This window comes from Actinomadura sp. NPDC049382, from assembly GCF_040677125.1.
GTDB classification, from domain to species: Bacteria; Actinomycetota; Actinomycetes; order Streptosporangiales; family Streptosporangiaceae; genus Spirillospora; species Spirillospora geliboluensis.
Genome location: NZ_JBFARO010000184.1, coordinates 1 through 12633 on the forward strand (window position 1 = coordinate 1; position 12633 = coordinate 12633).

General features: G+C 72.6%; 11 protein-coding genes. 1 reads left to right on the plus strand and 10 read right to left on the minus strand.

What is annotated here, in order from left to right; all coding sequences use genetic code 11:
- The 5 genes from carB to pyrR form a co-directional block, all read right to left on the minus strand.
- Window positions 1-3379 (minus strand): carbamoyl-phosphate synthase large subunit (carB, locus tag AB0K34_RS43755; RefSeq protein WP_364554434.1); only part of this gene is annotated, 3379 nt, incomplete at its 3' end.
- Window positions 3379-4497: a glutamine-hydrolyzing carbamoyl-phosphate synthase small subunit gene (gene carA / locus AB0K34_RS43760; RefSeq protein ID WP_138637544.1), complete on the minus strand. Its 1119-nt coding sequence runs from the start codon at window positions 4495-4497 to the stop codon at window positions 3379-3381. The genes carB and carA, both read right to left, overlap by 1 nt.
- Window positions 4494-5780 carry a dihydroorotase gene (locus AB0K34_RS43765; RefSeq protein WP_364554435.1) on the minus strand — a complete coding sequence of 429 codons (1287 nt, stop codon included), beginning with the start codon at window positions 5778-5780 and terminating at the stop codon, window positions 4494-4496. Before AB0K34_RS43765 ends, carA begins: the two co-directional genes overlap by 4 nt.
- Window positions 5777-6718, minus strand: coding sequence for an aspartate carbamoyltransferase catalytic subunit (locus AB0K34_RS43770; RefSeq protein ID WP_138637546.1), 942 nt, complete (start codon window positions 6716-6718; stop codon window positions 5777-5779). The genes AB0K34_RS43765 and AB0K34_RS43770 overlap by 4 nt, the downstream gene beginning before the upstream one ends.
- On the minus strand, window positions 6715-7320 hold the full coding sequence (pyrR, locus tag AB0K34_RS43775; protein ID WP_171069080.1) for a bifunctional pyr operon transcriptional regulator/uracil phosphoribosyltransferase PyrR: 606 nt from the start codon (window positions 7318-7320) through the stop codon (window positions 6715-6717). The genes AB0K34_RS43770 and pyrR overlap by 4 nt, the downstream gene beginning before the upstream one ends.
- Before the next feature lie 396 nt (window positions 7321-7716).
- On the opposite strand from pyrR, the gene AB0K34_RS43780 reads away from it, so the two are divergent.
- On the plus strand, window positions 7717-8211 hold the full coding sequence (locus AB0K34_RS43780) for a transcriptional regulator (RefSeq protein ID WP_021597992.1): 495 nt from the start codon (window positions 7717-7719) through the stop codon (window positions 8209-8211).
- A gap of 9 nt (window positions 8212-8220) precedes the next feature.
- On the opposite strand, the gene AB0K34_RS43785 is transcribed toward AB0K34_RS43780, so the two are convergent.
- From AB0K34_RS43785 to AB0K34_RS43805, 5 genes are all read right to left on the minus strand, one after another.
- A complete protein-coding gene (locus AB0K34_RS43785; protein WP_240807770.1) occupies window positions 8221-9630 on the minus strand; it encodes an MFS transporter in 1410 nt (469 codons plus the stop codon).
- Between the two features lie 154 nt (window positions 9631-9784).
- A complete protein-coding gene (locus AB0K34_RS43790) occupies window positions 9785-10078 on the minus strand; it encodes a hypothetical protein (protein WP_138637548.1) in 294 nt (97 codons plus the stop codon).
- Between the two features lie 60 nt (window positions 10079-10138).
- Complete coding sequence (locus tag AB0K34_RS43795) at window positions 10139-10366, minus strand: hypothetical protein (RefSeq protein WP_301177908.1); 228 nt, start codon at window positions 10364-10366, stop codon at window positions 10139-10141.
- Between the two features lie 88 nt (window positions 10367-10454).
- Window positions 10455-11144 (minus strand): Crp/Fnr family transcriptional regulator, encoded by a 690-nt coding sequence (locus AB0K34_RS43800; RefSeq protein WP_138637550.1) that lies wholly within the window; start codon window positions 11142-11144, stop codon window positions 10455-10457.
- A 72-nt stretch (window positions 11145-11216) separates the two neighbouring features.
- Window positions 11217-12398 carry a CoA transferase gene (locus AB0K34_RS43805; protein WP_364554436.1) on the minus strand — a complete coding sequence of 394 codons (1182 nt, stop codon included), beginning with the start codon at window positions 12396-12398 and terminating at the stop codon, window positions 11217-11219.
- Window positions 12399-12633 lie beyond the last annotated feature (235 nt).

Below are 12633 nucleotides of genomic sequence, written 5' to 3' on the forward strand. Positions count from 1 at the left end.
CAGCGCGACCAGGGACAGGACGCCGAACAGGAACGCCATGCTGCCCCAGATCTCCACGGGGACGACCTCGTCGTCCGATCCGCGCGGCGTGCTCCTGGAGGGAGCGGACGCCGACCAGGCCGCCGGCGACGGCCTCGATGCCCTGCACGGCCGCCGCGAGGCCCTGCACGGTCGTCACGCACGGTACGCCCCTCAGCACGGCCGCGGTGCGGATCTCGTAGCCGTCGAGCCGCGGCCCGGACTGGCCGGGGCTGCCGAAGGGCGTGTTGACGATGAGGTCGACCTCGCCGTCCAGGACGCGCCGCACGATCGTGGGCTCGCCGGCCGGGCCGGGGCCGTCGCTGTGCTTGCGCACGATCTTGGCACGCACGCCGTTGCGGCGCAGGACCTCCGCGGTCCCCTCCGTGGCAAGAATCTCAAAGCCCAGGTCAGCGAGCCGCTTCACCGGGAACACCATGTGCCGTTTGTCGCGGTTGGCCACGGACACGAACGCGCGGCCCTTGGTCGGCAGCGATCCGTAGGCGGCCTGCTGCGACTTGGCGAACGCGGTGCCGAACACCTCGTCGATGCCCATGACCTCGCCGGTCGAGCGCATCTCGGGGCCGAGCACGGTGTCGACGCCCTGCCCGCTGGCGTTGCGGAACCGGTCGAACGGGAGGACGGCCTCCTTCACCGCGATCGGCGCGTCCAGCGGCAGGGTCCCGCCGTCGCCGCTCTCCGGCAGCATGCCCTCGGCGCGCAGCTCGGCGATGGTGGCGCCCATCATGACGCGCGCCGCCGCCTTGGCGAGCGGCACGGCCGTCGCCTTGGAGACGAACGGGACGGTCCGGGACGCGCGGGGGTTGGCCTCCAGCACGTACAGGACGCCCGCGGAGAGCGCGTACTGGACGTTCATGAGCCCGCGGACGCCGACGCCGCGCGCGAGCGCCTCCGTCGACTCCCGGATGCGGCGGATGTCCTCGTGCCCCAGCGTGATGGGCGGCAGCGCGCACGCCGAGTCGCCCGAGTGGATCCCGGCCTCCTCGATGTGCTCCATCACGCCGCCGAGGTAGAGCTCCTCGCCGTCGAACAGGGCGTCCACGTCGATCTCGATGGCCTCGTCCAGGAACCGGTCGACCAGGACGGGGTGCTCGGGGCTCGCCTCAGTGGCGCGGGCCATGTACGACTCCAGCGTGGCGTCGTCGTACACGATCTCCATGCCGCGCCCGCCGAGCACGTAGGACGGGCGCACGAGGACCGGGTAGCCGATCTCGGCGGCGATCTCGCGCGCCTCCTCGTAGGAGGTGGCGGTGCCGTGCTTGGGCGCGAGCAGCCCCGCCCTGTGCAGGACCCGTCCGAACGCGCCGCGCTCCTCGGCGAGGTGGATGCTCTCCGGGGAGGTGCCCACGATCGGCACTCCGGCGTTCTTCAGCTTCTGGGCCAGGCCCAGGGGCGTCTGGCCGCCGAGCTGAACGATGACGCCCGCGACCTCACCGGACTGCTGCTCGGCGTAGACGACCTCCAGGACGTCCTCCAGCGTGAGGGGCTCGAAGTACAGCCGGTCGGAGGTGTCGTAGTCGGTGGAGACCGTCTCGGGGTTGCAGTTGACCATCACGGTCTCGTAGCCGGCCTCGGCCAGCGTGAAGGACGCGTGGACGCAGGAGTAGTCGAACTCGACGCCCTGGCCGATGCGGTTGGGCCCGCTGCCCAGGATGAGGACCTTGGGCTTGGTGCCCGGCGGGACCTCGGTCTCCTCGTCGTAGGCCGAGTACAGGTACGGCGTCTGCGCCTCGAACTCGGCGGCGCACGTGTCGACCGTCAGGTAGACGGGGCGGATGCCGAGCGCGTGCCGCAGCTCGCGGACGACCTCCTCCGACAGGCCGCGCAGCTCGCCGATCTGCGCGTCGGAGAACCCGTGCCGCTTGGCGCGCAGCAGCTTGTCCCTGGTGAGCGCGTCGTCGGCGGTGCGGATCTCCTCGGCGACCTCGTTGACGGCCGCGATCTGGTCCAGGAACCAGGGGTCGATGCCGGTCGCCTGGTACACGTCGGTGATGCTCGCCCCGGCCCAGAGCGCGCGCTGGACGTCCCTGAGGCGCCCGTCGTGCGGGCGCTTGGCCGATTCGAGCAGCTCGGCGGCGTCGGCGTCGCCGGCCCAGCTGAACGACGAGCCCTTCTGCTCCAGCGACCGCAGCGCCTTCTGCAGCGCCTCGGTGAAGCAGCGGCCGATGGCCATGGCCTCGCCCACGGACTTCATGTGCGTGGTGAGCGTGCCGTCGGCGCCGGGGAACTTCTCGAACGCGAACCGGGGCACCTTCACCACGACGTAGTCGAGCGTGGGCTCGAACGACGCGGGCGTCTCCCGGGTGATGTCGTTCGGGATCTCGTCGAGGGTGTACCCGATCGCCAGCTTCGCCGCGATCTTGGCGATGGGGAAGCCGGTGGCCTTGGACGCGAGGGCCGACGACCGCGACACCCGCGGGTTCATCTCGATGACGATCATCCGGCCGGTGCCGGGGTGCACGGCGAACTGGATGTTGCAGCCGCCGGTGTCGACGCCGACCTCGCGGATCACCGCGATCGCGACGTCCCGCATGTTCTGGTACTCGCGGTCGGTGAGCGTGAGCGCGGGCGCGACGGTGATCGAGTCGCCGGTGTGCACGCCCATCGGGTCGAGGTTCTCGATGGAGCACACGATGACCACGTTGTCGGCGCGGTCGCGCATGACCTCCAGCTCGTACTCCTTCCAGCCGAGGATCGACTCCTCCAGGAGCACCTCGCCGGTCGGGGACGCGTCGAGCCCCGCGCCGGCGATGCGGCGCAGGTCGGCCTCGTCGTGGGCGAAGCCGGAGCCCCGCCCGCCCATGGTGAACGAGGGCCGCACGACGAGGGGGTAGCCGAGCTCGCCGGCCGCTGCGAGGCAGTCGTCCATCGTGTGGCAGATCACCGACCGGGCGGACTCGGCGTTCAGGCCCTGCTCGCGCGCCACCTTGGCGACGACGTCCTTGAACCGCTCGCGGTTCTCGCCGGCCTGGATGGCGTCCACGTCGGCGCCGATCAGCTCGACCCCGTACTTCTCCAGGACGCCGCTCTCGTAGAGCGCGATCGCGGTGTTCAGGGCCGTCTGGCCGCCGAGGGTGGGCAGCAGCGCGTCCGGCCGCTCCTTGGCGATGATCTTCTCGACGACCTCGGGGGTGATCGGCTCGACGTAGGTCGCGTCGGCGAACTCGGGGTCGGTCATGATCGTGGCGGGGTTGCTGTTGACCAGCGTGACCCGCAGGCCCTCGGCCTTCAGCACCCGGCACGCCTGGGTGCCGGAGTAGTCGAACTCGCACGCCTGGCCGATGACGATCGGCCCGGAGCCGATGACCAGGACGGACTTCAGGTCTTCGCGGCGCGGCATTACTTCGACGCCTCCATGAGCTCGCAGAAACGGTCGAAGAGGCCGGACGCGTCGTGCGGGCCGGCCGCGGCCTCCGGATGGTACTGGACGCTGAACGCCGGGCGCTCCAGGAGCCGCAGCCCCTCGACGCAGCCGTCGTTGAGGTTCACGTGGCTGACCTCGCCGGGGCCGTAGGGCGTGTCGAACGGCCCGTCGGCGGGGGCGTCGACGGCGAACCCGTGGTTGTGCGCCGACACGTCGACCTTGCCGGTCGCCCGGTCCTGGACGGGCTGGTTGATGCCCCGGTGGCCGAACCGCAGCTTGTAGGTGCCGAGGCCCAGCGCGCGGCCGAAGATCTGGTTGCCGAAGCAGATGCCGAAGAACGGCTTGCCGGCGTCCAGGACGCCCTTCAGCGCGGCCACGGCGTAGTCGGCGGCGGCGGGGTCGCCGGGGCCGTTGGAGAAGAAGACGCCGTCGGGGTCGAGGGCGAGGATGTCCTCGGCGGTGCTGGTCGCGGGCAGGACGTGCACCTCGCAGCCCCGCTCGGACATCCGGTACGGCGTCATCGACTTGATGCCGAGGTCGACGGCCGCGACCGTGTAGCGCTTCTCGCCCTGGGCGGCGACGACGTACGGCTCGGTGGTGGAGACGTCCCGCGCGAGGTCGGCGCCCTCCATCGAGGGGCTCTGCAGCACGCGCTGGACGAGCGCCTCCTCACCGGCCGCCAGGGCGTCCGGCCCGCTGAAGATGCCGGCGCGCATCGCGCCCTTGTCGCGCAGGTGCCGCGTCAGCGCGCGCGTGCCGGGGATGGCGATGCCCACCACGCCCTGCTCGCGCAGCGCGGAACCGAGCGAGCCGGTGGCGCGCCAGTTGGACGCCACGCGGGCGGGCTCGCGCACCACGTAGCCGGCCACCTGGATGCGGCCGGACTCCGGGTCCTCGGCGTTGATGCCGGTGTTGCCGATGTGGGGGGACGTCATGGCCACGATCTGGCGGGCGTAGGACGGGTCGGTGAGGGTCTCCTGGTAGCCGGTCATCCCGGTGTTGAAGACCATCTCGCCGAAGGTCTCCCCTTCGGCCCCGTACGCGACCCCGTGGAACACCCTGCCGTCTTCCAGTACGAGCAGAGCAGGGTTCATTGGAGCTTCCCTTCCAGGACGGTCGGCTCGCCGCGCAGGAACGTCGCGACGACCCGGCCGGGCAGCTCCAGCCCCGCGAACGGGGTGTTGCGGCTCTTGGAGGTCATCGCCGACGGGTCCACGGCGCGGCGCGGCGACGGGTCGTACAGCGTGATGTTGGCGGGCGAACCTGCCTCCAGCGGACGACCCTGTCCGGAAAGGCGGCCGATGCGGGCGGGACGGGCGGACATGCGGTCGGCGACCCCGGCCCAGTCGAGCAGGCCGGTCTCCACCATCGCCTCCTGGACGACCGGCAGCGCGGTCTCCAGCCCGATCATCCCCATCGCGGCCACGGCCCACTCGGTCTCCTTGGCCTCGACCGGGTGGGGGGCGTGGTCGGTGGCGACGCAGTCGATCGTCCCGTCGGCGAGGGCGTGCCGCAGCGCGGCGACGTCGTCGGCGGTGCGCAGCGGCGGGTTGACCTTGAAGATCGGGTCGTAGGTCCCGGCCTTCGCGTCGTTCAGCAGCAGGTGGTGCGGGGTGACCTCGGCGGTCACCGGGCAGCCCTTGCTCTTCGCCCAGCGGATGATCTCCACCGAGCCGGCCGTGGACACGTGGCACACGTGCAGCCGCGACCCGACGTGCTGGGCGAGCAGCACGTCCCGGGCGATGATCGCCTCCTCGGCGACGGCGGGCCAGCCGCGCAGCCCGAGCGCGGCCGACATCTCGCCCTCGTTCATCTGCGCGCCCTCGGTGAGGCGCGGCTCCTGCGCGTGCTGGGCGACGACGCCGTCGAACGCCTTCACGTACTCCAGCGCGCGGCGCATGATGACCGCGTCCGACACGCAGTGCCCGTCGTCGGAGAAGACCCGCACGCGGGCGGCGGAGTCGGCCATCGCGCCCAGCTCGGCGAGCTTCTCGCCGGCGATGCCGCGGGTGACGGCCCCGACCGGCTGGACGTCGCAGTACCCGGCCTCGCGGCCGAGGCGCCACACCTGCTCGACGACGCCGGCGGTGTCGGCGACGGGGTCGGTGTTGGCCATCGCGTGGACGGCGGTGTACCCGCCCATCGCGGCGGCCTTCGTCCCGGACTCGACGGTCTCGGCGTCCTCGCGGCCGGGCTCGCGCAGGTGGGTGTGCAGGTCGACCAGGCCCGGCAGGGCCACGAGCCCGGCGGCGTCGACGACCAGCGCGCCCGCCTCGTCCAGGCCGCGGCCGACCGCGGCGATGGCGCCCTCGCGGACCAGGATGTCGGCGGCGTCGCCGCCGAGGATCCGGGCGCCCTTGATGATGTACGTCGTCACTTCGCGACCTCCTGGCCGATGGCGGGCTCGGAGCCGCCGAGCAGCAGATAGAGGACGGCCATGCGGGCGCTGACGCCGTTGGCGACCTGCTCGACGATCGTGGACCGGACCGAGTCGGCGACCTCGGCGGCGATCTCGACGCCGCGGTTCATCGGGCCGGGGTGCATCACGATGGCGTGCTCGGGGAGCTGCGCCATGCGGTCGCCGTCCAGCCCGTAGCGGCGGCTGTACTCGCGCACGGTCGGGAAGTAGGCGGCGTTCATCCGCTCCTGCTGGACGCGCAGCATCATGATGACGTCGCTCTTGGGGATGACGCCGTCGAGGTCGTACGACACCGAGCACGGCCAGGTGTCGATGGCGACGGGCAGCAGCGTCGGAGGCGCGACCACCGTGACGTCGGCGCCGAGGGTGTTGAGCAGCAGGACGTTGGACCGCGCCACACGGCTGTGGAGGACGTCGCCCACGATCGTGACGCGGCGGCCGTCCAGCTCGCCGAGGCGCTTGCGCATCGTGAACGCGTCCAGGAGCGCCTGGGTGGGGTGCTCGTGGGTGCCGTCGCCGGCGTTGACGACGCTGCCCTGGACCCAGCCCGCGAGCCGGTGCGGGGCGCCCGACGCGCCGTGCCGGATGACGACGCCGTCGGCGCCCATCGCCTCCAGCGTGAGGGCGGTGTCCTTCAGGCTCTCGCCCTTGGACACGCTCGACCCCTTCGCGGAGAAGTTGATCACGTCGGCGGACAGCCGCTTGGCCGCCGCCTCGAACGAGATCCGGGTGCGGGTGGAGTCCTCGAAGAACAGGTTGACGACCGTCCGGCCGCGCAGCGTCGGCAGCTTCTTGACGGCGCGGCCGGCGATCTGCGCCAGCTCCTCGGCGGTGTCCAGGACGAGCAGCGCGTCGTCGCGGGACAGGTCGGCTGCGGAGATCAGATGGCGGTTCACTCGGCTCCCCCCGTCGGGGCGGGCGCCGCCGGGCCCAGCAGGACCGCGTCGCGCCCGTCGTTCTCGTCCAGCAGGACCTTCACGGTCTCGCGCATGGAGGTGGGCAGGTTCTTGCCCACGTAGTCGGCGCGGATCGGCAGCTGCCGGTGCCCGCGGTCGACCAGCACGGCCAGCTGGACCGCGCGGGGCCGGCCGAGGTCGTTCAGCGAGTCCAGCGCGGCGCGCACCGTCCGGCCGGAGAACAGCACGTCGTCGACCAGCACGACCACCTGGTCGTCGATGCCGCCGGGCGGCAGCTCGGTGCGGCCGAGGGCGCGGGCGGGCCGCATCCGCAGGTCGTCCCGGTACATGGTCACGTCGAGCGAGCCCCAGGGCACCGGGCGGCCCTCGACCTCGCGCAGCGCTCCGGCCAGCCGCTCGGCCAGCGTCACGCCGCGGGTCTGGATGCCGAGCAGCAGGACGTCGTGGCCGCCCTTGGTCCGCTCGAGGATCTCGTGTGCGATGCGGGTCAGCGCGCGCCGGATGTCGGGACCCTCCAGAACGGCCTTGGGCCGGGGGTCACCGTCCGCCACGCGATGTTCCTGCCCGGGGGCAGCGTTCACCGCGGAACCTCCTTCCCCGCCTCACGGGACGGGCCTTAAAGGACGTTGTGTCGGCCCCACGTTAGCAGCCGGGCCGGACCGCTCCGCACCCCGGACCGGCCCACGTCTTCGCAGGTGAGAGGCGTCACATCGGAGCGGTGGCGCGACGACCCGGCGGCACCGCCGCGAGGCGGCGGCACCGCGGCGGGACGATCCGGACGGCCCGGATCGAGTCCTGCGGATTCGACCGCTTTTTTCCAATCAGCTTGACCTGGGGCCGTACCCGTTTTACCGTCACTGTCCGTAACCATCCCTGGAGACAGACTCCTGAGGCCCCCTGGCTTCATGAACCTGTCTCCCCCCGGTGACACGACCGGGGTCCGAACGACGACGAAAGTGAGCCTGGGGGGCCGCAGAATGCCGTCTGAATACGCTAAGGCTCTCGGCGCGCGCCTGCGCGCCATCCGCACCCAGCAGGGACTGTCCCTGCACGGTGTGGAGGAGAAGTCACGCGGCCGCTGGAAGGCCGTCGTCGTGGGTTCGTACGAGCGGGGCGACCGCGCCGTCACCGTTCAGAAGCTGGCCGAGCTCGCCGATTTCTACGGCGTGCCGGTATCCGAGTTGCTGCCCGGCGGAGCCGCGCCGAGCCCGCTCGGGCCTACACCCAAGCTCGTGATCGATCTAGAGCGGTTGCAGCAGCTTCCGAAAGACAAGGCCGGTCCTCTCGCCCGCTACGCCGCGACGATCCAGAGCCAGCGGGGCGACTACAACGGAAAGGTCCTGTCCATCCGCCAGGAAGACCTGCGTTCACTCGCGGTCATCTACGACAAGTCCCCGACCGAGCTGACCGAGGAGCTGATCGGCTGGGGCGTCCTCGACCCGGAGGCGCGCCGCGCCGTCGAGTCGTTCTGATTCCCTGATTCACCGCACCACCTGCTCCACCGCGACGGGGCCCGGCGCCATGCCGGGCCCCGTTCCGCGCCTGCGGCGCGGCACCAGCAGGGCCAGCGGCAGCACGGCGGCCATGGCGGCGGCGCTCAGCGCGAACCCGGCCGTGTAGCCGCTCTCGCCGGGCACCACCACGATCACGACCGCGCTGATCTGCGTCCCGAGGGACGCGCCGACCGTGCGGATGAGGGTGTTGATGCCGGTCGCGACGCCCGTCTCCCCGGCCGGGACGGCGGCGACGACGAGGTTCGCGACGGCGGCGTAGGCGAAGCCCAGGCCGACGCCCCGGGCGACCCCGCCGACGTAGAGCTGCCACATGGCGGCGTGCTCGAACGCCACGAACGCGTACCCCGCGCCGGTCATCAGCGCGCCGCCGAGCAGCACCATGCGCGAGCCGATCCGCCGGTCGAGGAGGCCCGCCGCCATCCCGGCGGCGGTCATGCCGATGCTGGCGGGCAACTGCAGGAGCGCCGCCGCGGTCGCCGTCCCGCCGAAGCCGAACCCGGTGCTCTCCGGGAGCTGGACGAGCAGCGGGAACAGCAGGCCGCCCGCCATGAGCGCGTAGCCGGACAGCAGCGACGCGGCGTTCGCCGTCCAGACGCCGCGCACGCGCATCAGCCGCAGGTCGACCAGCGGCTCGGCGACGCGGCTCTCGACCCGCAGCCAGACGAGCGCCGTCACCGCCGACACCCCGAGCAGGCCGAGGACGCCCGGCGACGTCCAGCCCCAGTCCATGCCCTGGGTCAGCGCGGTGAGCGCGGCCACCAGCCAGCCGGCGAAGAGGGCGGCGCCCCACCAGTCGACCCGTGCCGCCTCCCGGGGCGCCGAGCGCGGGACGATCCACCAGGCGAGGGCGATGCCGGGCACCAGCCCGATGACGGGCACCCAGAGCAGCCACCGCCAGCCGAGGAAGTCGATGATCGGCCCCGCGAGGCACCAGGAGACCGCGCCGCCGAGCCCGAGCATGGACGACATGAGGCCGACCGCGGACGCCGTCCGGGACGCCGGGACGACGTCCCTGATGATCGTGTACGCCAGCGGGTACACGCCGCCGCCGATGCCGCCGAGCACCCGCCCGGCCAGCATCACCGGCACCGACGGGGCGAGCGCCGCGACGACCATGCCCAGGGTCGCGACCGCGAGCACGGCGAGCAGCACGCGCCGGGGCCCGTACAGGTCGCCGAGCCGCCCCACCACCGGGGTGGCGACGGCGGCGGACAGCGTCATCGCGGTGAGCGCCCACGCGGCGCCGGCCGGCGTCGTGCCGAGGCCCTCCTGGATCTGCGGCAGCGCGGGCGTCACGACGGCCATCGACAGCGAGTAGCCCATCACCCCGAGGAACGCCAGCAGCGGGACAAGCCCGCGCCCGTCCCGCACCGCCACCGCGCCCCTCCCGTACTTCGCCGCCCTAACAATCTCACATGCGGACAAAGCACACATGGCGGGCCGTCCCGCTCCCCGGTACGGCCCGCGCCCGGCGGGGCCGGGTCAGCGGCGGGGTCGCGTTGGTCGCGGCCGTGTTGGCCGGTGGGCCGTGTCAGATGCCATAGACCCGCTCGTACTTGTCGAGGATGGCGAGCGCCTGCCCCTTCATCCGGTGCTCGGCCCGGGACCGGACGATCTCGGCGATCTCCTCGGGCCGGTGCCCGAGGCGGCGCATCAGGTTGAGGGCGATGCTCACCACGTCCGCCGCCTCCCGCGCCGCGGCCTGCTCGTCCCCCCGCGCGAGGTGCTCCTCCAGCTCGTCGAACTGGATGTCGACCGCCCGGCGGAAATGCGACAAGGGCTTTCGCGCGATCTCATCGTCGGCCTCGTCCCATGCGTCCCACATGGATTGGAACGGACCAAGGTGATCGGTCATGGTTGCGCGCGTCCCTCCTGTACGAAATCCTCACGACCCCCCGGGCGTGGTCCGCGCCACGGGCGCGGGCCCCTGGGGCAGGTCGGGGACCTGTCCCGCGTCGGCCAGCAGGCCGAGCCCCACCAGGATGACGCCCGCCGTGACGAGCGCGATGATCCGGCCCCGCGAGAGCCGCGGGATCTCCACTCCGCCGACCTCGAAGTCCCCGCCGATCAGCGCTATCAGGATGCACACCGCGCCTACCACCTGCAGCGTCATGATGAAGTGCCCTCCGGACGCAACCGGGGAAGCCTCTGCAGACTTCTCTTATGTGTATTAACACACGAAGAGAAATGGATGTCTACAGCTACCTATGCGCAATATTACGCAGACCTTCGAGATCATGTAGAACGATCTTGCGCCGGCCCGTGCTGACCAGGCCCTCGTCGCGGAGTTTGCGCAGCTCGATCGCCACGGCGTCGCGGGACGCGCCGATCCGCCCGGCGAGGTCCTGCTGGGAGAGGGCGACCGCGATCGTCCACCCGTCCCCGTCCTCCTCGCCGACCTCGCTCGCGAGGTCCAGCAGCCAGCGGGCCAGCCGGCTCTTCACGTCCAGCCGCGCGAGCAGCGCCCGCTGGTCGGACTGGCGGCGCCGGCGGACGGCGGCCCGGTACATCAGCGGCCACAGGTCGTGGTCGCGGACGAAGGCGAGCAGGGCGTCGGCCGCGATGTCCAGCCCGGCGAGGTCGGTGATCGTCGTCACGGTCGCGGCGCGGGGCTCGCCCATGAGGACGCCCTCCTCCCCCATGACCTCGCCCTCGCCGCGGATCGCCAGGATGATCTCCGTGCCGTCGGCGCCCTTCCGGGTCACCTTGACGCTGCCCTTCTGGATCAGCAGCACCGAGTGCGACGGCTGCCCCTCCCAGAAGATCGTGTGCTCGGCGGGGAACTGCACCGGCGTGCCCAGGGCCTCCAGGGCCGAGCGCAGCGGCTCCTCGCCGGGCGAGAGCGGCCGGCCCAGGACGTCCATGATCCGGACGGAGGGGTCATCCATCATGGAGGTGAGTGTAATTATCCATATACGAGCATGGCCAGCTCCGGCCTCATTAATGTAACCGTCGCGCTCGGGTCAGCCGATCGCGCCCGCGTCCCGCAGGGCGGCGATGCGGTCCGGGGAAAGTGACAGGACGTCCCGCAGGACCTCGTCCGTGTGCTCGCCCAGCGTGGGCGCCGGTACCGGCGGCAGCGAGGCGCCGCCGAGTCGCAGCGGGGAGCCCGGGGCGAGGTGGGGGCCGATGCCCGGCTGGTCGAGCGGCGCCATGAGGGGCTCCTCGCGCAGCCCCGCCGCCACCTCGGCGAAGCCCCGGTACCGCGACCACAGGACGGACGTGCCCTTCAGCCCGTCCGCGACCTGCGCGCAGGTCCGCGCCGCGAACCACGGGGCGAGGACGCCGCCGAGCGCCTCGCGATGGGTGAAGCGGTCGCCGGCGCGGCGGAAGTCGGCGCCGAAGGCGCGTTCGAGGGCGGCGCTCACCTCGCCGAGCCCGGTCGCCTCCACCAGGTCGCGCCAGTGGCGCGCGGTGAGGACCGCGACCATGACGCGGCCGTCGGCCGTGGCGAAGTCGCGCCCGAAGTCACCGAAGAGGTCGTTGCCCAGACGCCGCCTGGGCTCGCCCAGTTGCGCCTCTGCGAGGTACCCGAGGTTCCCTGCGGTGGCCAGGGCGACGTCTTGCAGCGCCACCTGGAGGCTCTGGCCCTCGCCCGTGCGCAGCCGGTGCCGCTCGGCCGCCAGGATGCCGACGGCCATGTAGAGGCCGCACGCGATGTCCCAGGCGGGCAGCACGTGGTTGACGGGGCCGTCCTGGCCGGACGGCCCGGTGATCTCCGGGAAGCCCAGGGCGGCGTTCACCGTGTAGTCGACGGCGTTGCCCCCGTCCCGGGTGCCCTGGAGCCGGATGTGGATCAGGTCCGGCCGGGCGGCCCTCAGCTCGTCGTAGCCGAGCCCCGGGCGCGGGGCCGCGTTGGTCAGGACGACCCCGCACTCGGCGACGAGCCCCGCGACGACCTCCCGCCCCTCCGCCGACCGCAGGTCGGCGGTGACGGACCGCTTGCCCTTGTTCAGCCCGGCCCAGTACAGGCTCCGCCCGGACGGCGCGAGCGGCCACCGGTCGATGTCGGGCCCGCCGCCGACCTGGTCGACCCGGACGACGTCCGCGCCGAGCTGCGCGAGGGTCATCCCGCCGAGCGGCGTCGCGACGAAGCTCGACAGCTCCACGACGCGCATCCCGTCCAACGGCAAGGTTCCGCTCATGCAGCGTTGTCTATCAGCCCGCCCCGCTCCCGCCCCCGCGCGCCCCGGCCTTCCCGACGACAAGCCACGTCAGCGCACGGCCACGGCCCATGCCACTGCCCACGGACCACGGCCTCCACCGGCTGGCCGCGCCCAGCCGCGCGGCGGCCGGTGGGCGGCGGGCGGGGATCGCGCCGGCGGGACCGGCTCGGGGGGTTGCGGCCGCCGCCGGCGCGATCGTCCGGAGGTCGCCGCG